The following is a 24,048-nucleotide window of genomic DNA, read 5'->3' on the forward strand; positions in this document are numbered from 1 at the left end:
GACCGGGCATTGTCAGTGGCCGGTGGAAGACTGAGACGCAGATCACAGCAGAAGGTCAAGCGGAGTGCGAAAAGGGGTGAGCGTCATGGCAGGCGCGCAGGCCGGGGTTCCGACGATCTGTCCGACGATTCTGTACGACGACGCGAAGGCCGCGATCAAGACGCTCACGGAGGGCCTCGGGTTCACCGAGGAGGCGGTGTACCAGGACGAGAACGGCACGGTGCTGCACGCGGAGCTGTCCTGCGGCAACGGCAGGGTGATGCTGGGCTCCAAGGGCCGGGAGGGGGTCTTCGCCAAGGCGATGGCGGGCGCAGGGCCGAGCGGTGTGTACGTCGTGGTGGACGAGGTCGATGCCCACCATGCCCGGGCCGTGGAGCACGGGGTGGAGATCCTGATGCCGCCCACGGACCAGGACTACGGCTCGCGCGACTACCTGGCGCGGGACGCGGAGGGCAATGTGTGGAGCTTCGGGACGTACGCCCCGGGGGCCGCGGACTGAGCGCCTGCCCTCGGGCCCGGGGCCCGGCCCGGGGCCGAGGGCAGGCGCTGACGCGCCCGCCGATCCCCGGGGCGGATGGCTGCGGGTCGGTCAGGCGCCGCCGGTGTGCACCTGGAACGCCGCCCGGCGGACGGCTTTGGCCAGGGCCGGATCCGGGTGGGCGGCGGCCAGCGCCACCAGCACCTGGACGGTGCGCGGGTGGCCCACGGCCCGTACCTCTTCGAGCAGGGCCGGGACAGTGCCCTGGACGGCCGAGTCGAGATGGCGGACCAGCAGCGCGGTCTCGCCGTGGTCGGCGACGGCCGCCGCCGTGTCGACCCACAGCCAGGTGGATTCCTCGCGGCTGAGGACCTCCTGGGCGTCCTCGGGGTCGGCTCCGTCGTACTCGGCCAGCCAGATCAGTGCGTACGGGCGCAGCGACGCGTCGGTGACGACGGAGCGCACCACGGGCTCGGCAGGGGCGCCGACGACCCGGAGCGCTTCGAAGGCGAGTCCGCGCAGCAGCGCGTCCTCACCGCGGGCGACCGCGAGCAGTTCGGCGACGGCGCTGCCGACGGGGCGGGCGGCGAGCCAGGCGCGGTACTCGGCACGGGCCGGTCCCGGGGTGAGCCGGGCGCAGCCGAGCAGCATGTCGGCGGCGGACTGCTCGATGTTCCCGGCCGGGCTCTGGGCGGCGACGCAGATCTGTTCCAGCTTGACCCAGACCGCCCAGTTGCCGAGCGGAGTGAGGGTGGCGTGGCCGACGCCGAGCGTGAGTGCGCCGACCGCGGCCAGCCCCTCCAGGGCCCAGTCGAGGAGGCGCGCCACCAGGGCGGCGGGGTGTCCGGTGGGGGCGGCTTCCGCCGGTTCGGGCAGCGCCTGCGGCCCGTACGGCACCTCGCAGCGCTCCTCGTGGAGTTCCGCGACGCGCTGGCCGAGGAGATCGAGGAGGGCGGGCACGGTGACCGGGCCCGCCGAGAGCTGAAGGAGCGAGAGCACCTGGGGCACGGCCTCGACGGCTTCGGCGACCGCGGTGGCCTCGATGTCCTCGGGCGCCGGGTGGACGAGCGACCAGGCGTCGAAGAGCGCCACCCAGCCGCGGAGCACGGCGGAGTCGTCGCGGTCCCACGCGCGCAGCCGCCAGCCCGGGCGTGCGGTCTCGCCGTGCAGCTCCACGAGGCCGGCCAGGCGGGCCCGGTCCCAGCCCGAGCGCACCTGCGCCGGGGACAATTCCAGTGCGGCCGCGGCTCGTTCGAGGGCGTGGGCGGCGAGCGGGGCCGTGCCGGGGCTCGCGCCGTCGGCGGCCCAGCGGGCGATCCGTACGGCGTCGGCGAGCGCGGCCCTGGCCTGGCGGGCCAGTTCCGCACGCGGCGGGGTGCCCTCGGGTGGGCGGGGGGCCGGCCTGGTACGCCGGGTGGTCACGGCCTTGCGGGCGGTCGCAAGGGGTCGCGGGCGGACAAGTCGCAGCCTGGAGTCGCGCGGGGTACGGGACGTCACGGGAGCAGTCTTGCCTCTGACGGCCCGAAAGCCCAAACGGAACCCGAATTCGCGGGGGAAGGGGCGGCGGACCCGGCCGGACCAACCGGCTGATCCGTCGCATCAGGTCACATCAGGGGCGTGAGGAAGCGCCGCATGGCCTCTTCGTAGCGGGCCGGACCGGCATTCCACATGGCCGCATGCGGAGCCTGCGGTACGGGGTGCAGGGCGACCAGGTCGGGGCGGCGCGCGGCAAGATCGCGGGACGGCTGCCAGGGGGCCAGGGTGTCGTCGGGGCCGTGGAAGATCAGCGTCGGGACGTGCAGAGCCTGCGGGAGGGAGGTGTCGAGGAGCCTGGCGCCGTGCAGTCCGGTCTGTCCCTGGGCGGCGCGGACGGCGAGCGGCATCAGTGCGGACGGGACGCCACGGGCGGTGGTCAGGGCGCGCAGGGTGGTGGCCCAGTCGAGCACCGGGGAGTCCAGGACGAGGCCGCAGATCCGGTCGCGCAGTGCCGAGTTGACGGCCGCGTGCAGGGCCATCGCGGCGCCGGTGGACCAGCCGTGCAGGACGACCTTCTCGGCGCCGTACCGCACGGCGAAGCGGATCGCCGCGTCCAGGTCGCGCCATTCCGACTCGCCGAGGTGGGCGAGGCCGTCCGGGGAGCGTGGGGCTCCGGGGTCGCCCCGGTAGGCCGGGTCGAGCACCGGAAGCCGCAGCCCGTGCAGGAGTTCCATGACGTTCATGGGGTGTTCGCGGGTGGTACCGAGGCCGTGCACGGTGATGACCCAGGTGTCCCGGGGGCCGGGCAGGAACCAGGCGGGAAGGGAGCCGAGTTCGCCGGGGATCTCGACGTCCTGGTGGTCGAGGCCGAGGGCGGTGCCGGGGTCGCCGCTGTACAGCGCGGGGGTGATCCGGACCTGGGTGCCGGGTTCCAGACTGCCGCTGTTGACGCGTTCCAGTCTGCGCACGACGGCGTCGGCGGCGTGCGGCGCCTGTTCGATCACCGGGCCGATCACGGCGTGGACGCCGTCGCCCACCAGACCGTACGTACCGGGCCGGAGCGCGGCGAAGGAGCGGGTGAGCGTGACCTGTCCGGCCGCCGTGGCGTGCACAGTGAGCTTGCGGTCGGCGGGGAGGGGACGTCCGGACGGCACCCCGAGGGCGGCGTCGCTCGCGTAGCGGCCGGCCGCGACCACTGCCGCGCCGACGCCGAGGATGGTGAGGGCAGCTGCTGCCGTCGCTGTAGCCGGGCGCACCGCTTCAGTCTGCGGGGGTGTGCCGCACCCTGCCAGTGGGCGGGGGCCGTCCGGTGGCCGGGCGGCGTGCTCCTCCCGGTCAGCCGGGCTGTCCGTATCCCTTCAGGGCGTCCTGCACCTCGTCCAGCTGGGCCCGGGTGAGCAGGGAGGGGGAGTGGCCGGGGACGGAGCTGGCGGTGAGCCAGAGCCTGCACATCCATTCGAGCTGGGCGGTGCGGTCGTAGGCCTCGTCGAGGGTGGATCCGTAGGTGACGGTCCCATGGTTCCTGAGGAGGCAGCCTGTGCGGTCGCGCAGGGCGCCCAGCATGTTGTCGGCCAGCTCCTGCGTTCCGTACCGCGCGTAGGCCGCGGTGCGGACGGGGCCGCCGAGCATGGCGGCGGCGTAGTGCACGAGCGGGACCTCGGGGACGAGGGTGGAGACGGCCGTGGCGTGAACGGCGTGGGTGTGCACGACGGCGACCGCGTCGCTGTTGCGGTAGACCGCCAGATGGAGCGGGAGTTCGCTGGTCGGGGCCAGTTCACCGAGGACCTGGCGGCCCTTCAGGTCGACGGCGACGGTGTCGCCGGGGCCGAGCCGGTCGTAGGGCACACCGCTCGGTGTGACCAGGACCAGGTCGCCGACCCGCGCCGACACATTGCCCGAGGTGCCGACGACCAGGCCCTCCGCCGCGGTCCTGCGGGCGGTGGCGACGACGCCGTGCCAGGCCTGCTCGACGGCGTCCTGCGCGTCGTGTGCGGCGTGTGCATTCTGTGCGTCCTGCGCGTCGTTCGCGCCGCTGCCGTCCTCATGCTGATCGCTCATGGGGGAATCCTGTCAGCGGGGCGGGCCCGACAGGAGACCGTCGGTTGACCTACATCTCTTTGTCGGCTTTTCCGTCGGATTCACCCTCGGAACCGGCGGCCCACGGGACGGGGCGGGAGCGTCGCATACCGGCCACCGCAGGCCCCGTGCCGGGCTCCGGCTGTCATGCAGCGGACAAAACGATCAACGTCACCCCACTTGAAGTCACCACAAAGCCCCGTCCAGTTCATCTTCCGTTCACCCAGGTTACCTACGGTCCACGAGCCAATGACGTCGAACGATTGCCTGGGTAAATGGAACACATCACGCTGCTCCTCGCGATTGTGATCGTGACAGCTCTAGTGTTCGATTTCACGAACGGTTTCCATGACACCGCCAACGCGATGGCGACCACCATCTCGACCGGCGCTCTCAAACCCAAGACAGCGGTGGCCATGTCCGCCGCTCTCAACCTGGTCGGCGCGTTCCTGTCGGTCGAGGTCGCCAAAACGATCTCCGGCGGGATCATCAACGAGAACGGGCTGCGGACAGAGGTCATCTTCGCGGCCCTCGTCGGCGCCATTCTGTGGAATCTGCTGACCTGGCTGGTCGGCCTGCCGTCCAGTTCCTCCCACGCTCTCTTCGGCGGCCTGATCGGCGCCGCGGTGATGTCGGCGGGCTGGTCCTCGGTCAACGGCGGCACCGTCGTCACCAAGGTGCTGCTCCCCGCGGTCGCCGCCCCGCTCGTCGCCGGTCTCGCCGCACTGCTGGCGACCAGGCTGACGTACCGGATCGGTGGCAAGATCCGTAACGACGCCCAGGCGAAGGCCACCGCCAAGGGCTACCGCGCCGGTCAGATCGCCTCGGCCGGACTGGTCTCGCTCGCCCACGGCACCAACGACGCACAGAAGACCATGGGCATCATCACCCTGGCCCTGGTCACCGGCGGCGTCCTCTCCCCCGGCTCCAACCCGCCGGTCTGGGTCATCGTCTCCGCCGGTCTGGCCATCGCGCTCGGCACCTACCTCGGCGGCTGGCGCATCATCCGCACCATGGGCAGTGGCCTCACCGAACTCAAGCCGCCGCAGGGCTTCGCCGCCCAGACCAGTGCGGCCACGGTCATCCTGGCCTCCTCGCACCTCGGCTTCTCCCTCTCCACCACCCAGTCGTGCTCCGGCGCCGTGATGGGTGCGGGACTGGGCCGCCGGGGCGGTGTCGTCCGCTGGTCCACCGCCACCCGGATGTTCGTCGCCTGGGGTCTGACCCTGCCGGCTGCCGGTCTGGTCGGTGCGGGCGCGGAGTTGCTCACCAAGCAGGGCACCTGGGGAGTCGTCGTCGTCGCCATCCTGCTGATCGGAGGGTCCGCCGCCATCTGGCAGCTGTCCCGCCGCAAGCCGGTCGGTCACGGCGATGTCGCCCCCGCCGGCCACGACGCCGAACCGGCGGGTGTCATCACCACCGCCATCGCGGCCGTCACCCCGCCGCCCACCGGGACCGCTGCTGCAGCCACCACGGCGGACGCGACCGCAGCCGCGGACACGGACACGGACCTCAAGACCACCATCCCGGCCCCGGCCGGAACCGTCGCCGATCCGGCGCGGCCCGCCACGGTGTAAGGACAGATCAGCATGAACATCGACTGGGCAGCTCTCGGTTCCGTCTTCGGCGTCTCCCTCGTCGTCACTGTGGCGCTGGTGGGCCTCTTCACCCTGGGCATCGTCGGCCTCTCCAAGCAGCCGGAACCGGCGGCGCAGGGCGGCTCCACCGGAGGCTCCCTGGTACTCGCCCGCACGGGCGCGTACCTCTGCTTCGGGCTCTGTGCGGCCGCGGTCGCGTACGGGATCTATCTCATCGTCGCCTGAGCCCCTTCCCGCACCCCGTCGTCGCGTCCCATCGGGCCGGACACACCTCGCGTGTGTCCGGCCCGATGTGCGTCTGCGCACACTGCGCCGCCGCAGGTCAACGCCAGGTTGACGGGCGTTCGCGGAGCGTGGTGGACTGCAGGAGCCATTTACGGCGACAGCAGAGGAAGCCGGTGCGAATCCGGCGCGGTCCCGCCACTGTCACCGGGGAGCAGTCCCCCACACCGGAAGTCACGGCTCGCGCAGGCGGGCTGGAAGGCCGGGGGAACTGCGGATCCGGGAGCCAGGAGACTCTCGCCGCCGGTCACGTCGAACCAGGGCGCGGACCCTGAGTGAGGACATATCGCCATGCCCGGCTGCCGTGCGCCGTCGTCCGTTTCTGAGCCGCTCCCACCGGGAGCCGGCTGTACGAAGGTCCTTCGAGGCAGGGCGGCCGGCTGAGCCGTGCGAGCCGACCGCATCTTCGCGTACGGCGCCACGGCCGGTCTGATCGGCGATCTGCTGCTCGGTGATCCCCGCCGGGGTCATCCCGTCGCCGCGTTCGGGCGGGCCGCCGCGGGCGTCGAGCGCCGACTGTGGCGCGACCACCGCGGGTGGGGCGCACTGCACACCCTGGTCTGCGCCGGAGGCGCCGCGGCGGGATCCGCGCTGGCCGCCCGTGCCGTACGCCGTCATCCCGCCGCATCCGTCACCCTGACCGCGGCAGCCACCTGGTCCGTCGTCGGCGGCACCTCGCTGGGACGCGAGGCCCGCGCCATCGGCGGCGCGCTGGCCGCCGGTGACATCGCACTGGCCCGTGAGCGGCTGCCCCATCTGTGCGGCCGCGACCCTCACTCCCTCGACGGGCCGCAGATCGCCCGCGCCGTGGTGGAGTCCGTCGCCGAGAACACCTCCGACGCGGTGGTCGGCGCGCTGGTGTGGGGCGCGCTGGGCGGCGTGCCCGGACTCGTCGCCTTCCGGGCCGTCAACACCCTCGACGCCATGGTCGGTCACAGGTCGCCCCGGCATCTGCGCTACGGCTGGGCCTCGGCCCGGCTGGACGACGTCGTGGGCTGGCCCGGCGCCCGGCTCACAGCCGCGCTCGCCGTGGTTGCCGGGGGGCAGCCACGGCGGGCGGTACGGGCCTGGCGGGCCGACGCCGGCAAGCACCCGAGCCCCAACGCGGGGCCGGTGGAGGCCTCGTTCGCGGGCGCGCTCGGCGTACGGCTCGGCGGGACCCTCGCGTACGGCGGCCGTGTCGAACACCGGCCGGTGCTGAACGGCGCGGCCGGCCGTGCGGTGGAGACCGAGGACATCGAGCGCGCGGTGCGGCTGTCGCGCCGGGTGGGGGTGCTGGCCCTCGGCGTGTGCGCGGCGGGCCGGCTGATCGCGGGACGGCGGTCGCCCACGGGGCGGCGCCCGGCCGCGGGACGGAGCGGAACATGAGCGGCGGACTGCTGGTCGCCGGAACCACGTCGGACGCGGGCAAGAGCGTCGTCACGGCAGGCATCTGCCGCTGGCTGGTGCGCCAGGGGGTGAAGGTCGCGCCGTTCAAGGCGCAGAACATGTCGCTGAACTCGTTCGTCACCCGCGAGGGCGCGGAGATCGGACGCGCGCAGGCGATGCAGGCCCAGGCCGCCAGGGTGGAGCCGACCGTGCTGATGAACCCGGTACTGCTCAAGCCCGGCAGCGACCGCTCCAGCCAGGTCGTCCTGATGGGCAGGCCGGTGGGCGAGATGAGTGCACGCGGCTACCACGGGGGGCGGCAGGAGTCGCTGCTCTCCACGGTCGTGGACTGTCTGGAGCAGCTTCGGGGCACGTATGACGCCGTGATCTGCGAGGGGGCGGGCAGCCCGGCCGAGATCAATCTGCGCCGCACCGACATTGTGAACATGGGGATCGCGCGGGCCGCGCGGTTCCCCGTGGTCGTCGTCGGCGACATCGACCGCGGCGGCGTGTTCGCCTCCTTCTTCGGTACGACGGCGCTGCTCGGCGCCGAGGACCAGGCGCTGATCGCGGGCTATCTGGTCAACAAGTTCCGCGGCGACGTGTCGCTGCTGGAGCCGGGGCTCGACATGCTGTACGGGCTGACCGGGCGGCCGACGTACGGAGTGCTGCCGTTCGCCCACGGCCTGGGCATCGACGAGGAGGACGGACTGCGGGTCTCGCTGCGCGGGGCCGTACGCGAGTCGGTCGTCGCGCCGCCGCACGGCGAGGACGTGCTGCGGGTCGCGGTGTGCGCGGTGCCCCTGATGTCGAACTTCACCGATGTGGACGCGCTGGCCGCCGAACCGGGTGTGGTGGTGCGGTTCGTGGACCGGGCGGAGGAGCTGGCCGACGCGGACCTGGTGATCGTGCCCGGCACGCGCGGCACGGTGAAGGCGCTGGCCTGGCTGCGCGAACGGGGGCTGGCCGACGCGCTGCTGCGGCGGGCGGCGCAGGGGCGTCCCGTGCTCGGCATCTGTGGCGGGTTCCAGGTGCTCGCGGAGCAGATCGAGGACGAGGTGGAGTCGCGGGCCGGGCAGGTCGACGGGCTCGGGCTGCTTCCGGTACGGATCCGGTTCGACCGGGAGAAGACCCTGGCCCGGCCGGTCGGTTCGGCGCTCGGGGAGCCGGTGGAGGGGTACGAGATCCATCACGGGGTCGCCGATGTGCGGGGCGGCGACCCGTTCCTGGACGGGTGCCGGGTGGGGTCGGTGTGGGGGACGCACTGGCACGGGTCGCTGGAGAGCGATGCGTTCCGGCGGCGGTTCCTGGTGGAGGTCGCGGAAGCAGCGGGGCGGCGGTTCGTGCCGGCGCCGGACACGAGTTTCGGGGAGCTGCGGGAAGAGCAGCTGGACCGCCTGGGGGACTTGATCGAGGAGCATGCGGATACGGGGGCGTTGATGCGGTTGATCGAGGCGGGGGTGCCGGAGGGATTGCCGTTTGTGGGCCCTGGGGCACCGGAGGTGCCGGCGGCCCGAGGGGGGCGTGGGGCTGGGGTGGCTGGGCGGCTGGAGTGAGGGGGACGCCGCCTGCGGCGGGCTTTGTTCCCCGACCCTCGGCTTCCCGTGACCCGGGGTCCGCCGCGGACCCCGGTCCGCAAGCGCCGGACGGGCTGAGCAGTCGCCCGGACGGACTGGAAGGCGGACCGGAACGGGTCACCGGTTCATGGATGGATGACGTCGTCAAGGAGGCTTTGTGAGTACCCCGTACCCCTTCACCGCCATCGTCGGGCAGGACGACCTGCGGCTCGGGTTGTTGCTGAACGCCGTATCGCCCACCGTCGGTGGTGTGCTCGTGCGGGGGGAGAAGGGGACCGCCAAGTCCACCGCCGTGCGGGCGCTCGCCGCGCTCGTGCCGCAGATCGATGTCGTCTCCGGGTGCCGGTTCTCGTGCGACCCGGTGTCGCCCGACCCGGCGTGTCCCGATGGGCCCCACGAAGCCGGGGGCGGCGTTTCGCGGGCGGCGCGGACCGTCGAACTGCCGGTGGGAGCCTCCGAGGACCGGCTCGTCGGGGCGCTCGACATCGAGCGGGCGCTCGCCGACGGGGTGAAGGCCTTCGAGCCCGGGCTCCTCGCCGATGCGCATCGCGGGATTCTCTATGTCGACGAGGTCAATCTGCTCCACGACCACCTGGTGGACCTGCTGCTGGACGCGGCCGCCATGGGCGCCTCGTACGTGGAGCGCGAAGGCGTCTCCGTACGGCATGCCGCGCGGTTCCTTCTCGTCGGGACGATGAACCCCGAAGAGGGCGAGCTGCGGCCGCAGTTGCTCGACCGCTTCGGGCTGACCGTCGAGGTCGCCGCGTCGCGCGAGACGGATCAGCGGGTCGAGGTCGTACGGCGACGGCTCGCGTACGACGACGATCCGGCCGGGTTCGCCGCCCGGTGGGCCGAGGAGGAAGGTGCGTTGCGGGAGCGGATCGTTGCCGCGCGGGCGCTGCTTCCTCAGGTGACGCTCGGGGACCGTGCCCTGCGGCAGATCGCCGCCACCTGTGCGGCCTTCGAGGTCGACGGGATGCGAGCCGACATCGTGATGGCCCGCACCGCGACCGCGCTGGCCGCGTGGGCGGAACGTACCGACGTGCTCGCCGAGGACGTCCGGCAGGCCGCCCTGCTCGCGCTCCCCCACCGGCGCCGCCGCAATCCGTTCGACGCGCCCGGTCTCGACGAGGACAAGCTCGACGACACGCTGGAGCAGAACAGCGGTGAAGGGGACGGGGGCGGGGACGATCCCGGTCCGGACGGGCCGGGTGGGGGCGGGCAGCCTCCGCAGGGGGACGGGCCCGACACGCCGCCGCAGGCCGAGGCGGGGGACGGCGACACGCCCGGACTCCCCTCGCAGGGCCGCCCGGCCGGGGGCGGAGAGCAGCAGCCCGTACGAGCTGCCGAGCCGTTCCGGACGAAGATGCTCAGCGTGCCGGGGATCGGCGAGGGTGCGGCGGGGCGGCGGTCCCGGGCGCGTACCGAGCACGGTCGCACGACCGGCGCGCGGCGGCCCGATGGGCTGCTGACCAAGCTGCATCTGACGGCGACCGTTCAGGCCGCCGCCCCGCACCAGCACGCGCGCGGACGCTCCGGGCGCGGTCTCGTGATGCGGCGGGACGATCTGCGGCAGGCCACCAGGGAGGGGCGTGAAGGGAACCTGGTGCTCTTCGTCGTGGACGGATCCGGGTCGATGGCCGCCCGGCAGCGCATGGGCGCCGTGAAGGGCGCGGTTCTGTCGCTGCTGCTGGACGCGTACCAGCGGCGGGACAAGGTCGGTCTGATCACCTTCCGGGGCACGGGCGCCGAAGTGGCGCTGCCGCCGACATCGTCCGTGGACGCGGCCGCCGCACGGCTGGAGACGCTGCCGACCGGTGGGCGTACTCCGCTTGCGGCCGGGCTGCTGAAGGCCCATGACGTACTGCGGGTGGAGCGGCTGCGCGATCCGTCGCGGCGGCCGCTGCTGGTCGTGGTGACGGACGGGCGGGCGACCGGCGGCCCGGACCCGGTGGCGCTGGCGGCGCGGGCCGCGCGGCTGCACGAGGCAGAGGGCACGGCGTCCGTCGTCGTGGACTGCGAATCGGGGGTCGTGCGGCTCGGGCTGGCCGGCCGGTTGGCGCGCGATCTCGGCGGCACCGCCGTCACGCTGGACGACCTGCGGGCCGACTCGATCGCCTGGCTCGTCAGGGACGTTCAGGGAACCCAGGGAATCAACGGATCCAACAGGAGGGCCGCTTAATGCCGCAGGGACAGCCGACCACCGTGCCGGACGACGGGCTGACGACTCGCCAGCGCCGCAACCGTCCGCTGCTCTTCGTCCACACCGGTATCGGCAAGGGCAAGTCGACGGCCGCGTTCGGGCTCGCGCTGCGCGCCTGGAACCAGGGCTGGCCGATCGGGGTGTTCCAGTTCGTCAAGTCGGCGAAGTGGAAGGTCGGCGAGGAGAACGCGCTGAAGGTGCTCGGCGCGAGCGGTGAGGGCGGCACGGTCGCCTGGCACAAGATGGGCGAGGGCTGGTCGTGGGTGCAGCGCGGCCTGCACGGCGACAACGCGGACAACGAGGCGAAGGCCCGGGAGGGCTGGGAGCAGGTCAAGCGTGACCTGGCCGCCGAGACGTACAAGCTGTATGTCCTCGACGAGTTCGCGTACCCGATGCACTGGGGCTGGATCGACACCGATGAGGTGGTCGAGGTGATGCGCAACCGTCCCGGCACGCAGCATGTGGTGATCACCGGGCGCAATGCCCCGGAGAAGCTCGTCGAGGCCGCTGATCTGGTGACCGACATGTCGAAGGTGAAGCACCCGATGGACACCGGGCAGAAGGGCCAGAGGGGCATCGAGTGGTGACGATTCCGCGACTGGTGATTGCCGCGCCGGCCTCCGGCAGCGGCAAGACCACCGTGGCGACGGGCCTGATGGCGGCCTTCGCGCAGCGCGGTCTCGCCGTGTCGCCGCACAAGGTCGGACCCGATTACATCGACCCCGGCTATCACTCGCTGGCCACCGGGCGGGCGGGACGCAACCTCGACGCGTACATGTGCGGGCCGGAGCTGGTCGCTCCGCTGTTCGCGCACGGGGCGCGTGGGTGCGACCTGGCGATCGTCGAGGGGGTGATGGGGCTCTACGACGGGGCGTCCGGGCAGGGCGAGTTGGCATCGACCGCGCATGTCGCGAAGCTGCTGCAGGCGCCGGTGGTGCTGGTCGTGGACGCGTCGTCGCAGTCGCGGTCGGTCGCCGCGCTGGTGCACGGCTTCGCCTCGTGGGATCCGGAGGTACGGATCAGCGGGGTGATCCTCAACAAGGTCGGCTCGGACCGGCACGAGATGCTGCTCCGGGAGGCGCTGGACGAGTCCGGCGTGCCGGTGATGGGGGTGCTGCGGCAGGCCGAGCAGATGGCCACGCCCTCGCGGCATCTGGGGCTGGTGCCGGTGGCCGAGCGGCGGGGCGATGCGGTGGCCGCTGTCGCGGCGATGGGGGCGCAGGTGGGGGGCGGGTGCGATCTGGATGCGTTGATGGCGTTGGCACGGTCGGCACCGGGGACGCCTGCCGCGTCGGGGGCGTGGGATCCGGTGGGGGCCGTGCGGGGTGCGGTGGGGGGCGGGAGCTCCTGCGACGCGGCTGTTCCCCTGCCCGCCCCTTCCCGGAACCGGGGCTCCGTCCCGGACCCCGGTTCTCGGACGCCGCACGGACTGGAATCCCGCCCGGGCGGGCCGGGTCGTGGCCGGCCCGTCATTGCCGTGGCCGGGGGGCCCGCGTTCACCTTCTCCTACGCCGAGCACAGCGAGCTCCTCGCCGCCGCCGGGGCCGAGGTGGTGACGTTCGATCCGTTGCGGGACGAGGCCCTGCCCGAGGGCACCCATGGGCTCGTCATCGGTGGGGGGTTCCCGGAGATGTACGCCCCCGAGCTGTCCGCCAACGAGCCGCTCCGCAAGGCCGTTGCCGGTCTCGCGGCCGCCGGGGCACCCGTCGCCGCCGAGTGCGCCGGGCTGCTCTATCTGTCGCGTGCGCTCGACGGGCTGCCGATGTGCGGGGTGCTGGACGCCAAGGCCCGGATGTCGAAGTCACTGACGCTCGGTTACCGGGAGGCCGTCGCCATCACCGACAGTGCGCTGGCCGCGGTCGGCACACGGCTGCGCGGGCACGAGTTCCACCGGACGGTGCTCGAGCCGGGCGCTGGTTCCGCTCCCGCGTGGGGCATGCATCTGCCGGAGCGGCGTGTGGAGGGCTTCGTCCAGCAAGGCGTCCATGCCAGCTATCTGCATACGCACTGGGCGTCGGCGCCGGGCATCGCCCGGCGGTTCGTCGAGCGGGCCGCGAGGTGACGCCGTCAGTCCGCGATGCCCACCACCAGCCAGATGAAGCAGACTCCCGCCACGGTGCACAGCAGCGTGGAGCGGGCCGGGTGTTCGTGGTGCGCCTCGGGGAGGATCTCGGCGGCGGCGAGGTACAGCAGTGCGCCGCCGAAGAATCCGAGATAGCAGCCGAGGAGTTCCGCCGGAAGGGTGAACAGCACGGTCGTCGCGGCTCCCACGACCGGTGCCAGGGCGTCGGCGAACAGCATCGTCAGGGACCTGCGGCGGGCGTTCCCGTACAGGCTGGTGATCGTGTACGTATTGAAGCCGTCCGCGAAGTCGTGGGTGATGACGGCGAGCGCGACGGCGGCGCCCATGCCGCCGCCGACCTGGAAGGCCGCGCCGAGCGCCACCCCGTCCATCAGGCTGTGCCCGACCATGGCCGCCGCTGCCGTCAGTCCGACCTGCGGCACACGCTGTTCGCCGGCGCCATGTGCCGCCTGGCGTACGGCGAGAAGACGCTCCACCAGATGGGCGAGGAGAAAGCCGCCCACGAACAGCAGCAGCGCCGCCGGGACGCCGAAGACCATTCCCCCCGCGGCGTCGATCGCCTCGGGCAGCAGATCGAGGCCGACGACGCCGAGCATCAGCCCGCCGGCGAAGCCCAGCACCAGGTGGCGGCGGTCGGTGACGCGCTGGGCGACCCAGCCGCCCGCCAGGGTCATCAGGAACGCGCCGAGCGCGACGAACACCGCCATGGGCTCTTGCTAGCCGATCGCCCCGGGTGCCCGCATCTCGGACCCGCCCCGTCCCTCCACTTCGCGAAAGGATTTCTCCTGTGGCTCTGCTGGTCGTCGGGGTCGGGGCGAGCCGCGGCGTGACGGTCGACGAAGTCCTGGGGCTCGTCCTTTCCGTGCTGCGCGAGGCCGGGCTCTCGCCCCGCAGCGTCGTGGAGTTGGCGACCGTCGAGGCCAAGGCGGACGAGCCCGGGATCGTCGGCGCCGCGGCGCGGCTGGGCGTACCGGTGCGTGCATACCGCGCGGACGAGCTGGCCGCGGTCGTCGTACCGAATCCGTCGGGAGCGTCGCTCGCCGCGGTAGGCACGCCGTCGGTCGCGGAGGCGGCGGCTCTCGTCGGCGCGGACGAACTGCTCGTGCCGAAGCGGAAGTCGAGCCCCCGGGGGCGGGTGGGGAAGGTGACGTGTGCGGTGGCCCGGCGGGCGTCGCCCGCACATCCGGATGGACCGTTGCGTGGAGCCCGGTGCCGGGCACATAGTCGTCCTGCTGTCGCTCCACCCCCACGGCCATGAACTCGCCCCCCACACCCCCTGGAAGTCATGCACACTCCCACTGAGAGAACCGACGTGAGCAGCGCAGAGGCGCACGATCTGCGGCATCACGGCGACGCGGAGGTACGCGGCCGGGATCTGACCGATCTCGCCGTCAACGTACGCACGGATACACCCCCGGCCTGGCTGAAGGAACGAATAGCCGCCTCTCTCGCCACGCTCGCCGCCTACCCGGACGGGGGCCCGGCACGGGCCGCGGTCGCGCAGCGGCATGGGCTTCCGGTGGAACAGGTGCTGCTGACGGCGGGCGCGGCGGAGGCGTTCGTGCTGATCGCGCGGGCGCTGCCGGCCCGGCGGCCGGTCGTCGTCCATCCGCAGTTCACCGAGCCCGAGGCGGCGCTGCGCGCGGCCGGGCACGAGGTGGGGCGGGTACTGCTGCGCGCCGAGGACAGCTTCCGGCTGGATCCGGCAGCCGTGCCCGATGAGGCGGATCTGGTGGTGGTCGGCAATCCGACCAACCCGACGTCGGTCCTGCATCCGGCGGCCGCGCTGGAGAAACTGGCGCGCCCCGGGCGGACGTTGGTGGTCGACGAGGCGTTCATGGACGCGGTCCCGGGCGAGCGCGAAGCGCTGTGCGGGCGCACCGACATCCCCGGCCTCGTCGTGCTGCGCAGCCTCACCAAGACGTGGGGGCTGGCGGGGCTGCGGATCGGTTACGTACTGGCCGGCCCGGAGACCATCGGCGTGCTGCAGGAGGCGCAGCCGCTGTGGCCGGTGTCCTCCCCGGCGCTGGCGGCGGCCGAGGCGTGCATGGAGCCGCGGGCGCTGGCGGAGGCGGCCGCCGCGGCGGACCGGATCGCGGTGGACCGGGCCCATTTGGTCGCGGGGCTCATGGAGTTCGCCGAGGTGCGGGTGGCGGAGCCGGCCGACGGACCGTTCGTGCTGGTCCGGCTGGAGCGGGGCGCGCAGGTGCGGGAACGACTGCGGACGCTGGGGTTCGCGGCGCGGCGCGGCGACACTTTTCCGGGGCTCGGGCCCGAGTGGCTGCGGCTGGCCGTACGCGACCGCGCGACGACCAACCGCTTTCTGCAGGCGCTCGATCAGGCGCTGGTGCTCGTCGGCCGGTGACGGCCGGGCCCCTGCGGCTGATCTCACGCACGGGCGGGGAGCAGTGTGCGCGTGACCTCACGCAAACACCGCTCCCGCCTCCCTCTTACTTCCTTTGTCCCCCTTTACAACCCCCCTCGGCCCACCCCCTCGGGCCGGGCCGCGTCAGTCCTGGGCGCCGCGCCTGCGGGCCACGACCATGGCACCCGCACCCAGCGCCAGCAGCAGGGCCGCGCCGCCCGCGATGTATGGCGTCGTGGAGCTGCCGCCGGTCTCCGCGAGACTTGTGTCGACCGCCGCCGGGGCGTGCCCGGTCCCGGTCTGGGGCTTCACCTCGGTGCCCCCGTCGCCGTTGTCGCCACCGGTGGTTCCGCCGTCGTCCGAGCCGCCGTCGCTCCCGCCTGCCGGCTTCGTGGGCTCGGCCCGCTTCGGCGTCTCGCAGGTCGCCTCGGCGAGCGTGACCTCGCCCTGGACGTCGGCGACGTTCAGCTTGAGCGGGTTGACCGACACCTTCAGCTGGAGCGCGGTGGCCGCTGCGGTACGCGACGTGGTCTGCGTCTTCGACAGGTCGAGCGTCACCTCGCCCACACCCGGCACGTCGACCTGCGTGGTGCCGCCCGAGGTGAGCGTGACCCGCTTGCCGAGCACCGACACATGGCCCAGCACATTCGATTCGGCGACGGGCTTGCGGCCCACCTCGCAGACCGCCTTCGAGGTGACCTTCTCGACCTCGATGAGTGAGAGCAGCGGCAGTCCCGGCAGATGCACGCGGGCCTTGGCCAGGTTGCTGTAACCCTCCGCCCGGTGCTTGCCGACGTTCGCCTTCGCCGTGGCCACGTCGGCCCGCAGCACGCTGAACGGGCGCCCGTGATTCACGCCGTCGAGCCGCACGCGGAGCGCGGTCTGCTCGGCGCTCGCCGGTGCATGCACCTCGTTCAGCGTGGCCTTGAGCGGCACATCGACGGTCTTGCTCAAGAGCGATACATCAAGTGCGGTACGGAGCACGACCGCGCTCGCCTTCCCGCCACCGGTGGTCGTGGTGGCTCCGGTGGCGTGCGCCGGGGAGGCGACCAGCAGAGCTACGGGAGCGGCGGCGACCGCCAGGGCGGCCAGGCGGAAGGTGTTGCTGTTCAAAATGGTGGAACCCCCACAAGAGACATGGAGCCGCCGGCACCGCCCAATGGGGGACATCGCGGGCGCCGGTGGCCTCGACTCCGTGAATCTTTACGCACAGAGAGTGAACTGGCAGACAGCTGTGGCGAGTTCACTCCAATGGGGGGTTTCCGCGCCTGTATTCGAATATCTCGGTACGCGTGTTCCTTCCATGTCCCCGAAGTCACCCGATCCGCTGAGCGCATATGGGGCGTGGGGCCGGCCCCACCGGAGTGCGCACAGAGGTGTTTCAACGAGCGCGAGGCCGGTTCGGTCACCGGCTGTCAACGTCCCGCCTGCCACCGTGTCGCCACGGTGATGTCAGCCGATCACACGCCCGTTCAGCACCACCTGGCGCGGCGCCGCCAGCACCCGTACGTCCGCCCGCGGGTCCTCGTCGTACACCACCAGGTCCGCCGGGGCGCCCTCCTCCAGCCCCGGCCGCCCGAGCCATGCGCGGGCACCCCAGGCGGTCGCGGAGAGCGCCTCGCGCGCCGGGATGCCGGCCCTGACCAGTTCGGCGACCTCCGCCGCCACGAGTCCATGGGCCAGCGAGCCTCCCGCGTCGGTGCCGACGTAGACCGGCACCCCGGCGTCGTAGGCCGCGCGCACGGTGTCGTAACGACGCTCGTACAGCTGCCGCATATGCGCCGACCAGCGAGGGAACCTGGCCTCGCCGCCCGCCGCGAGGTCAGGGAACGTGGCGATGTTGACCAGGGTGGGGACGATGGCGACACCGCGCTCGGCAAAGAGCGGAATGGTGTCCTCGGTCAGGCCCGTCGCATGCTCGATGCAGTCGATCCCGGCCTCGACGAGATCGGCCAGAGCGGCCTCGGCGAAGCAGTGCGCGGTGACCCGGGCGCCGAGCCGGTGCGCCTCGGCAATGGCCGCCTCGACCTCGCCGCGCGGCCAGCAGGCGGTCAGGTCACCGGCGTCCCGGTCGATCCAGTCGCCGACCAGCTTGACCCAGCCGTCGCCGCGCCGCGCCTCCTGCGCGACGTACGCGACGAGGTCGCCGGGCTCGATCTCATGGGCGTAGTTCCGGATGTACCTGCGGGTCCTGGCGATATGGCGGCCCGCCCGGACGATCTTGGGAAGGTCCTCGCGGTCGTCGATCCACCGGGTGTCGGAGGGCGATCCGGCATCCCGGATGAGCAGCGTGCCGGCCTCCCGGTCGGTGAGCGCCTGCTTCTCGCTCGTGGCGGCGTCGACCGGGCCGTGGTGATCGAGCCCCACATGGCAGTGGGCGTCGACGAGACCCGGCAGCACCCAGCCGGTGACGGTCTCCGCCGCGTCCGCGCCGGGCGGCCGTTCGTACGAGATCCGCCCGCCGACTGCCCACAGCTCGTCCCTGACGTCGTCGGGACCGACGAGCACCCGCCCCTTCACGTGCAGCACCGGCTGCGCCTTGTGATCACTCATGGCAGCACTGTACGAGGCGGTGTCCGGGGCCCTGGGTACTCTCGACGGAAGCGCTGTTCGCACGCCCGAACCGCAGGCCGACCCGATCCGAAGAGAGCACCACCGTGACGCACCCCTTCCTCGACCTCGCCCCGCTCACCGCCGCGCACTTCGCCGCCATCGAGCAGCGGGTGGCCGGCCTCCTCGCCACCGAGCAGGACGTCGTCATCATGCAGGGCGAGGCGCTGCTTCCTCTCGAAGGCTGCATCCGGGGCGGCGCCCGGCCCGGTTCGACCGCGCTGAACGTGGTCACGGGGCCGTACGGACAGACGTTCGGGAACTGGCTGCGGGACTGCGGTGCCAATGTGATCGATCTGGCGGTGCCGTTCCACACGGCGGTCACCGCCGACCAGGTGGCGCAGGCGCTGGCCGCGCACCCGGAGATCGATTTCGTCTCGCTGGTCCACGCGGAGGCCGCGACCGGCAACACCAACCCCGTCGCCGAGATCGGTGAGGTCGTCCGGGCCCACGGCGCACTGTTCATGCTGGACGCCGTCGCCTCGGTGGGCGCCGAGCCGCTGCTGCCGGACGTGTGGGGTGTCGACCTGTGCGTGATCGGCGCGCAGAAGGCGATGGGCGGCCCGGCCGGGGTGTCGGCGGTGTCGGTGAGCGAGCGCGCCTGGGAGCGGATCGCCGCCAACCCCGAAGCCCCGCGCCACTCCTACCTCTCCCTCCTGGACTGGAAGGAGCGCTGGATCGACGGCGGCCGCAAGGCGCTCCTGCACGCCCCCGCGCAGCTGGAGATGCTGGCGCTCGAGGCCTGCCTTGAGCGGATCGAGGCGGAGGGCCTGGAGACGCTGACGGCCCGGCACGCGGCGGCCGCAGCGGCCACGCGGGCGGGCGCGGTGGCGCTCGGCGGCGGCCTGGCGCCGTATGTGCACGAGGCGAAGGACGCGGCGCCGGTCGCCACGACGCTGCGCGCCCCGGCGGGAGTCGACGCCGCCGGGCTGGTCGCCAAGGCGCTCGCGACCGACCCCTCGCTGCCGCTGATCGCGGGCGGCGGGGCGCTGTCCAAGGAGATGATCCGGGTCAATCACTACGGTGTGGACGCGACGCGGGGCGCGGTGCAGTCCTCGATCGCGGCTCTGGGGTCGGCGCTGGCCGACGAGGGCCGGCAGGTCGACTTCGAAGCCGCCCGCAAGGCCGTATCGGATACCTGGCCGAGCGAATGAATTATCCGGCCCGGGGATAGGCCGTCAAGAATTCATTAATGCGGGGAGCCGCCCTGTCGAGGGCAGCTCCCCGCATTCTTCTGCCCGCTTCCCCTGACCCTAAACGCTAGAGTTTCGACAACGCCTATCCACGCAATTCGGTTGCGTCTCCCAGGGGTTACAACTCTGTGACGGACTATACATCGCGCCTGATTTGCCCGATAAAAGAGTGGCAAATCGACTGAAATCTCAGCCAATTCGAGCCGGGCACGCGCCCGCGTGATAACACAAAGATCCGTTCCGCCCAACCCTCTACGTCGATGCAATTTCAGAATTTGCTGGGTAAATTCAATTCGCATGACCGCCGCACCAGCAGAATTTGCCCGTGCCCGAAGCGAATTTCTCACCATCGACACCCCACGAGTGGAGGACGGAGCCGCGATCTGGCGCATCGCCCGCGACTCCGAGGTCCTGGACCTCAACTCCTCGTACAGCTATCTGCTGTGGTGCCGTGACTTCGCGGCGACCTCCGTGGTCGCCCGCGACGAGACCGGCGAGCCGGTCGCCTTCGTGACGGGATACATCCGGCCCGACCGCCCCGAGACGCTCGTCGTCTGGCAGGTGGCTGTCGACCACGGCCATCGCGGGACCGGACTGGCCGCCAAGCTGCTCGACTCGCTGACCGCGCGGGTCGCCTCGGTGCAGGGCCTGGCCTCGGTCGAGACCACCGTGACCCCGGACAACACCGCGTCCGACCGGCTGTTCACCTCCTACGCGCTCCGCCACGACGTGCCCCTGGAGCGCGAAGTGCTGTTCGACGGCGGGTTGTTCCCCGAACAAACACACCTGCCGGAAGTGCTGTACCGCATCGGTCCGTTCCACACCTGAGTCCGGCACGCTCGTTCCCCGCCCGGCCTCGCCGCCCGCGTTCCACACCGGCCCGACGACGGCCGCACGATCCCGACGATGACCGGTGCGCCCGCTCCACCGCCGCCCCTCACCCCCCTCAAGCAGGAGATCCCCTGTGACCATCACCCCGCCCGCCCTCAGCGTCTTCGAGACCCTGGAGTCGGAGGTACGGAGCTACTGCCGCAGCTGGCCCGCAGTGTTCGACCGCGCGCAGGGCTCCCGGCTGACCGACGAGGACGGCCACACGTACCTCGACTTCTTCGCCGGCGCAGGATCACTCAACTACGGCCACAACAACCCGGTACTGAAACGCGCGCTGATCGACTACATCGAGCGCGATGGCATCACCCACGGTCTCGACATGGCCACCACGGCGAAGCGTGCCTTCCTGGAAACCTTCCAGAACGTGGTGCTGCGCCCCCGCAACCTCCCGTACAAGGTGATGTTTCCCGGCCCGACCGGCACCAACGCCGTCGAGGCCGCGCTGAAGCTGGCCCGCAAGGTGAAGAGGCGTGAGTCGGTCGTCTCGTTCACCAACGCCTTCCACGGCATGTCGCTCGGCTCGCTCGCCGTCACCGGCAACGCCTTCAAGCGGGCCGGGGCCGGCATCCCGCTGGTGCACGGCACGCCCATGCCGTTCGACAACTACCTCGACGGCCGGGTCCCGGACTTCCTCTGGTTCGAACGGCTCCTCGAGGACCAGGGCTCGGGTCTCAACCAGCCCGCCGCGGTGATCGTCGAGACGGTGCAGGGCGAGGGCGGCATCAATGTGGCGCGTCCCGAGTGGCTGCGCGCGCTGGCCGATCTCTGCCGCCGCCGCGACATGCTGCTCATCGTCGACGACATCCAGATGGGCTGCGGCCGTACCGGTGGGTTCTTCTCGTTCGAGGAGGCCGGCATCACCCCGGACATCGTCACTCTTTCGAAGTCCATCAGCGGCTACGGACTGCCCATGTCACTCTGTCTGTTCCGCCCGGAGCTGGACATCTGGGGCCCGGGCGAGCACAACGGCACCTTCCGCGGCAACAACCCGGCGTTCGTCACTGCCACCGCCGCGCTCGACGCCTACTGGGCGGACGGGCAGATGGAGAAGCAGACCCTGGCCCGCGGCGAACAGGTCGAGCGGGCGCTGCTGGCGATCTGCGACGAACACGCCCGGCTCGGCGCGCAGTTCCGCGGCCGCGGCCTGGTCTGGGGACTGGAGTTCACCGACGCCTCGCGCGCCGCCGCTGTCTGTGCGCGCGCATTCGAACTGGGGCTGCTGGTGGAGACCTCCGGCCCGCGCAGCGAGGTCGTGAAGCTGCTGCCGTCACTGACCATCACCCCGGACGAACTGGACGAGGGTCTTCGCACGCTGGCCCGTAGCGTCCGCGAGTCCGCCTGACGCGTCCGGCACACAGAGACAAAGAAGAGAAAAGAAGAGAAGGGCACCGACTCACCGTGATCGTCCGATCGTTCAGTGACATCGAGAACACCGACCGGCATGTGAAGGCCGCTTCCGGCACCTGGGAGAGCAAGCGCATCGTGCTTGCCAAGGAGAGGGTGGGCTTCTCGCTCCACGAGACCGTGCTCTACGCGGGTACGGAGACCTCCATGTGGTACGCCAACCACATAGAGGCCGTGCTGTGCACCGAGGGAGAGGCCGAGCTCACCGACGACGAGACCCGCGAGAAGTACTGGATCTCCCCCGGCACGATGTACCTGCTGGACGGGCACGAGCGCCACACGCTCCGGCCCAGGACCGACTTCCGCTGCGTCTGCGTCTTCAACCCACCCGTCACCGGACGGGAGGACCACGACGAGAACGGTGTCTATCCCCTGCTGACCGAGGAGGCCTGAACCATGACTGCCCACGTACGCACCGACCTGTACCCCACCCGGGGCGCGGCCGAGCTGATCGCACCCCGTCAGGACCCGGTCATCTGGTCGGCGCCCGGCGCCTCGGGACCCGTCGCCGTCAGAGATCTGCAGGGCTTCGAGCGGGACGGATTCCTCACCGTCGACCAGTTGATCACCCCCGACGAGGTCGCTGTCCACCGGGCGGAACTCGACCGGCTGATCGCCGATCCGGCGGTCCGGGCGGACGAGCGGGCGATCATCGAGCCGAAGTCGCAGGACGTCCGCTCGGTCTTCGAGGTCCACCGGATCAGCGACGTCTTCGCGCAGCTGGTGAACGACGAGCGGCTGGTGGGCCGGGCCCGCCAGATCCTCGGTTCGGATGTGTACGTCCACCAGTCACGGATCAACGTCAAGCCGGGTTTCGGTGCTTCGGGCTTCTACTGGCACTCGGACTTCGAGACCTGGCACGCGGAGGACGGTCTGCCGCACATGCGGGCCGTATCCGTGTCGATCGCGCTGACCGAGAACTACGACACCAACGGCGGACTGATGATCATGCCCGGCTCGCACAAGTCGTTCCTCGGGTGCACGGGCGAGACGCCGAAGGACAACTACAAGCGGTCGCTGAAGATGCAGGACGCGGGCACCCCGTCCGACGGGGCGCTGACCAGGATGGCCGACCGGCACGGGATCAGGCTCTTCACGGGCCGGGCCGGTTCCGCGACCTGGTTCGACTGCAACTGCATGCACGGCTCGGGGGACAACATCACCCCGTACCCGCGCAGCAATGTCTTCATCGTCTTCAACAGCGTGGAGAACGCGGCCGAGGAGCCGTTCGCGGCGCCGGCCAGGCGCCCGGAGTTCATCGGGGCGCGTGACTTCTCACCGGTGGGGTGAGGCGGTAGCGCGCTGGGCGGGGACGGCTCGGACCGTCCCCGCCCACCGCCGTAAACCGGCTGGACCCCGTGTCCGTCAACGGCGACAGTGAGGCCATGACTTCACTCGTACGCCATGTGACCATCGACTGCGCCGACGCCTACGCACTCGGCAGTTTCTGGGCCGAGGTGCTCGGTGCCCGGCTGTCCGACGACGACAGGCCCGGTGATCCCGAGGCGCTCGTCGAGACCCCCGGCGCCGCGCTGCTGTTCGTTTCGGTGCCCGAGCCCAAGAGCGGCAAGAACCGCGTCCACCTGGACATCCAGCCGCAGGACCGCACCCGGGACGAGGAGGTCGAGCGGCTGCTCGCCCTCGGCGCCACGCTCGTCGGCGACCGCCGCAGGCCCGACGGCCGGGGCTGGGCGACGCTCGCCGACCCCGAGGGCAATGAGTTCTGTGTGGAGTGCAGCGCCGTCGAGCGGGCCACGCTGACCGCGACCCGGCTGCCGGTCACCGCGGACGACGTGAGCACCGCTGTCCATCTCGCGCTCGCCGCGCTCCGCAAGGTTCCGGAGGACCACTGGCGGGCGCCCGCCGGGACGCTGGAGTGGGACTCCTGGGAGACCGTGGAACATCTGAACGACGATCTCTTCGCGTACGCCGCCCAGTTGGGCCCGAAGAAGCCGCCGCTGGACCGTGAGGTCCCGTACCGCTGGGGAGCCGACCGCAAGGGCGGACCGGCCAACGCGATCTTCGCCAACCCGGACGCGGGTCCGGTCGGCCTGCTCCAGACTCTGGAGGCGAGCGGCGCACTGCTCACGGCGATGGTGCGGACGACCTCGGCGGACGTCCAGTCGTACCACGCGTACGGAGTCTCGGATCCGGAGGGCTTCGCCGCGATGGGGATCGTGGAGGCCCTGGTCCATACCCACGATGTGGTCCGGGACCTGGGGAACTCCTGGGCGCCGCCCGCCGATCTGTGCGACCGCGCGCTGGCCCGGCTGTTTCCGGACGCCCCGGACGACGCCGACCGGTGGACCGTCCTGCTCTGGGCCACCGGCCGCGCCGAACTGCCCGGCCATGAGCGCGTCACGTCGTGGAAGTGGCGCAGCGCGTCGCTGGACACCCCCTGATTCCTGCCGGTGGGAGAACCAGCCTGCTGCCGGGAGCAGCGT

The 24,048-nt window shown here is 71.8% G+C and carries 20 protein-coding genes, 1 pseudogene and 1 riboswitch; of the genes and pseudogenes, 15 read left to right on the top strand and 6 right to left on the bottom strand.

From position 1 onward, the window contains the following. Nucleotides 1-85: 85 nt before the first annotated feature. Complete coding sequence (locus ABZV38_RS04360; protein ID WP_356324398.1) at nucleotides 86-499, top strand: VOC family protein; 414 nt, start codon at nucleotides 86-88, stop codon at nucleotides 497-499. A gap of 90 nt (nucleotides 500-589) precedes the next feature. Here the strand turns inward: ABZV38_RS04360 and ABZV38_RS04365 are convergent, their stop codons facing one another. The 3 genes from ABZV38_RS04365 to ABZV38_RS04375 all read right to left on the bottom strand — a co-directional run bounded on the left by ABZV38_RS04365 (nucleotide 590) and on the right by ABZV38_RS04375 (nucleotide 4,012). Beyond that, complete coding sequence (locus ABZV38_RS04365; RefSeq protein ID WP_356324653.1) at nucleotides 590-1,900, bottom strand: hypothetical protein; 1,311 nt, start codon at nucleotides 1,898-1,900, stop codon at nucleotides 590-592. A 182-nt stretch (nucleotides 1,901-2,082) separates the two neighbouring features. Further along, complete coding sequence (locus tag ABZV38_RS04370) at nucleotides 2,083-3,210, bottom strand: hypothetical protein (protein WP_356324400.1); 1,128 nt, start codon at nucleotides 3,208-3,210, stop codon at nucleotides 2,083-2,085. A gap of 79 nt (nucleotides 3,211-3,289) precedes the next feature. Further along, nucleotides 3,290-4,012, bottom strand: coding sequence for a class II aldolase/adducin family protein (locus tag ABZV38_RS04375; RefSeq protein ID WP_356324402.1), 723 nt, complete (start codon nucleotides 4,010-4,012; stop codon nucleotides 3,290-3,292). Nucleotides 4,013-4,305: 293 nt separating this feature from the next. Between ABZV38_RS04375 and ABZV38_RS04380 the strand changes: the two genes are divergently transcribed. The 7 genes from ABZV38_RS04380 to ABZV38_RS04410 all read left to right on the top strand — a co-directional run bounded on the left by ABZV38_RS04380 (nucleotide 4,306) and on the right by ABZV38_RS04410 (nucleotide 13,120). Next, a complete protein-coding gene (locus ABZV38_RS04380; RefSeq protein ID WP_356324404.1) occupies nucleotides 4,306-5,607 on the top strand; it encodes an inorganic phosphate transporter in 1,302 nt (433 codons plus the stop codon). A gap of 12 nt (nucleotides 5,608-5,619) precedes the next feature. After that, on the top strand, nucleotides 5,620-5,853 hold the full coding sequence (locus tag ABZV38_RS04385; RefSeq protein WP_356324406.1) for a hypothetical protein: 234 nt from the start codon (nucleotides 5,620-5,622) through the stop codon (nucleotides 5,851-5,853). Between the two features lie 162 nt (nucleotides 5,854-6,015). Beyond that, nucleotides 6,016-6,147: riboswitch (cobalamin riboswitch) on the top strand. Nucleotides 6,148-6,297: 150 nt separating this feature from the next. Further along, nucleotides 6,298-7,278, top strand: coding sequence for a cobalamin biosynthesis protein (locus tag ABZV38_RS04390; protein WP_356324407.1), 981 nt, complete (start codon nucleotides 6,298-6,300; stop codon nucleotides 7,276-7,278). Then, nucleotides 7,275-8,834, top strand: a complete 1,560-nt coding sequence (locus ABZV38_RS04395; RefSeq protein ID WP_356324409.1) for a cobyric acid synthase — start codon at nucleotides 7,275-7,277, stop codon at nucleotides 8,832-8,834. The genes ABZV38_RS04390 and ABZV38_RS04395 overlap by 4 nt, the downstream gene beginning before the upstream one ends. 178 nt (nucleotides 8,835-9,012) lie before the next feature. Next, nucleotides 9,013-11,037 carry a putative cobaltochelatase gene (locus ABZV38_RS04400; RefSeq protein ID WP_356324411.1) on the top strand — a complete coding sequence of 675 codons (2,025 nt, stop codon included), beginning with the start codon at nucleotides 9,013-9,015 and terminating at the stop codon, nucleotides 11,035-11,037. Next, nucleotides 11,037-11,645: a cob(I)yrinic acid a,c-diamide adenosyltransferase gene (gene cobO, locus ABZV38_RS04405; protein WP_356324413.1), complete on the top strand. Its 609-nt coding sequence runs from the start codon at nucleotides 11,037-11,039 to the stop codon at nucleotides 11,643-11,645. The genes ABZV38_RS04400 and cobO overlap by 1 nt, the downstream gene beginning before the upstream one ends. After that, the gene (locus ABZV38_RS04410; RefSeq protein ID WP_356324415.1) at nucleotides 11,639-13,120 is read left to right on the top strand and encodes a cobyrinate a,c-diamide synthase; all 1,482 of its coding nucleotides are present in this window, start codon (nucleotides 11,639-11,641) and stop codon (nucleotides 13,118-13,120) included. The genes cobO and ABZV38_RS04410 overlap by 7 nt, the downstream gene beginning before the upstream one ends. 5 nt (nucleotides 13,121-13,125) lie before the next feature. Here the strand turns inward: ABZV38_RS04410 and ABZV38_RS04415 are convergent, their stop codons facing one another. Then, complete coding sequence (locus tag ABZV38_RS04415) at nucleotides 13,126-13,848, bottom strand: ZIP family metal transporter (protein ID WP_356324417.1); 723 nt, start codon at nucleotides 13,846-13,848, stop codon at nucleotides 13,126-13,128. 80 nt (nucleotides 13,849-13,928) lie between these two features. Between ABZV38_RS04415 and cobC the strand changes: the two are divergent. Beyond that, nucleotides 13,929-15,506, top strand: a pseudogene (gene cobC / locus ABZV38_RS04420) (Rv2231c family pyridoxal phosphate-dependent protein CobC). Between the two features lie 144 nt (nucleotides 15,507-15,650). Here cobC and ABZV38_RS04425 read toward each other — a convergent pair. Beyond that, the gene (locus tag ABZV38_RS04425) at nucleotides 15,651-16,619 is read right to left on the bottom strand and encodes an SCO1860 family LAETG-anchored protein (protein WP_356324419.1); all 969 of its coding nucleotides are present in this window, start codon (nucleotides 16,617-16,619) and stop codon (nucleotides 15,651-15,653) included. 339 nt (nucleotides 16,620-16,958) lie between these two features. Continuing rightward, nucleotides 16,959-18,059, bottom strand: a complete 1,101-nt coding sequence (locus ABZV38_RS04430) for an amidohydrolase family protein (protein ID WP_356324420.1) — start codon at nucleotides 18,057-18,059, stop codon at nucleotides 16,959-16,961. A gap of 104 nt (nucleotides 18,060-18,163) precedes the next feature. Between ABZV38_RS04430 and ABZV38_RS04435 the strand changes: the two genes are divergently transcribed. The 6 genes from ABZV38_RS04435 (at nucleotide 18,164) to ABZV38_RS04460 (ending at nucleotide 24,006) form a co-directional block, all read left to right on the top strand. Then, nucleotides 18,164-19,270 (top strand): aminotransferase class V-fold PLP-dependent enzyme, encoded by a 1,107-nt coding sequence (locus ABZV38_RS04435; RefSeq protein ID WP_356324423.1) that lies wholly within the window; start codon nucleotides 18,164-18,166, stop codon nucleotides 19,268-19,270. Between the two features lie 336 nt (nucleotides 19,271-19,606). Next, nucleotides 19,607-20,137: a diaminobutyrate acetyltransferase gene (ectA, locus tag ABZV38_RS04440; protein WP_356324425.1), complete on the top strand. Its 531-nt coding sequence runs from the start codon at nucleotides 19,607-19,609 to the stop codon at nucleotides 20,135-20,137. A gap of 136 nt (nucleotides 20,138-20,273) precedes the next feature. Beyond that, nucleotides 20,274-21,542 (top strand): diaminobutyrate--2-oxoglutarate transaminase, encoded by a 1,269-nt coding sequence (gene ectB, locus ABZV38_RS04445; RefSeq protein WP_356324427.1) that lies wholly within the window; start codon nucleotides 20,274-20,276, stop codon nucleotides 21,540-21,542. A 56-nt stretch (nucleotides 21,543-21,598) separates the two neighbouring features. Next, nucleotides 21,599-21,997: an ectoine synthase gene (locus ABZV38_RS04450; protein WP_356324429.1), complete on the top strand. Its 399-nt coding sequence runs from the start codon at nucleotides 21,599-21,601 to the stop codon at nucleotides 21,995-21,997. Nucleotides 21,998-22,000: 3 nt separating this feature from the next. Beyond that, nucleotides 22,001-22,894 (top strand): ectoine hydroxylase, encoded by an 894-nt coding sequence (thpD, locus tag ABZV38_RS04455; protein ID WP_356324431.1) that lies wholly within the window; start codon nucleotides 22,001-22,003, stop codon nucleotides 22,892-22,894. Nucleotides 22,895-22,989: 95 nt separating this feature from the next. Beyond that, nucleotides 22,990-24,006 carry a VOC family protein gene (locus ABZV38_RS04460; protein ID WP_356324433.1) on the top strand — a complete coding sequence of 339 codons (1,017 nt, stop codon included), beginning with the start codon at nucleotides 22,990-22,992 and terminating at the stop codon, nucleotides 24,004-24,006. Nucleotides 24,007-24,048 lie beyond the last annotated feature (42 nt).

This window comes from Streptomyces sp. NPDC005181 (assembly GCF_040608395.1).
Taxonomy (GTDB): Bacteria; Actinomycetota; Actinomycetes; order Streptomycetales; family Streptomycetaceae; genus Streptomyces.

What these genes read in the sequence shown, in the direction of transcription:
- ABZV38_RS04375 (WP_356324402.1), bottom strand. Translation starts at nt 4,012, where the DNA reads ATGAGCGATCAGCATGAGGACGGCAGCGGCGCGAACGACGCGCAGGAC.
- ABZV38_RS04380 (WP_356324404.1), top strand. Translation starts at nt 4,306, where the DNA reads ATGGAACACATCACGCTGCTCCTCGCGATTGTGATCGTGACAGCTCTA.
- ABZV38_RS04460 (WP_356324433.1), top strand. Translation starts at nt 22,990, where the DNA reads ATGACTTCACTCGTACGCCATGTGACCATCGACTGCGCCGACGCCTAC.
- ABZV38_RS04430 (WP_356324420.1), bottom strand. Translation starts at nt 18,059, where the DNA reads ATGAGTGATCACAAGGCGCAGCCGGTGCTGCACGTGAAGGGGCGGGTG.
- ABZV38_RS04360 (WP_356324398.1), top strand. Translation starts at nt 86, where the DNA reads ATGGCAGGCGCGCAGGCCGGGGTTCCGACGATCTGTCCGACGATTCTG.
- ectA (WP_356324425.1), top strand. Translation starts at nt 19,607, where the DNA reads ATGACCGCCGCACCAGCAGAATTTGCCCGTGCCCGAAGCGAATTTCTC.
- thpD (WP_356324431.1), top strand. Translation starts at nt 22,001, where the DNA reads ATGACTGCCCACGTACGCACCGACCTGTACCCCACCCGGGGCGCGGCC.
- ABZV38_RS04385 (WP_356324406.1), top strand. Translation starts at nt 5,620, where the DNA reads ATGAACATCGACTGGGCAGCTCTCGGTTCCGTCTTCGGCGTCTCCCTC.
- cobO (WP_356324413.1), top strand. Translation starts at nt 11,037, where the DNA reads ATGCCGCAGGGACAGCCGACCACCGTGCCGGACGACGGGCTGACGACT.
- ABZV38_RS04395 (WP_356324409.1), top strand. Translation starts at nt 7,275, where the DNA reads ATGAGCGGCGGACTGCTGGTCGCCGGAACCACGTCGGACGCGGGCAAG.
- ABZV38_RS04415 (WP_356324417.1), bottom strand. Translation starts at nt 13,848, where the DNA reads ATGGCGGTGTTCGTCGCGCTCGGCGCGTTCCTGATGACCCTGGCGGGC.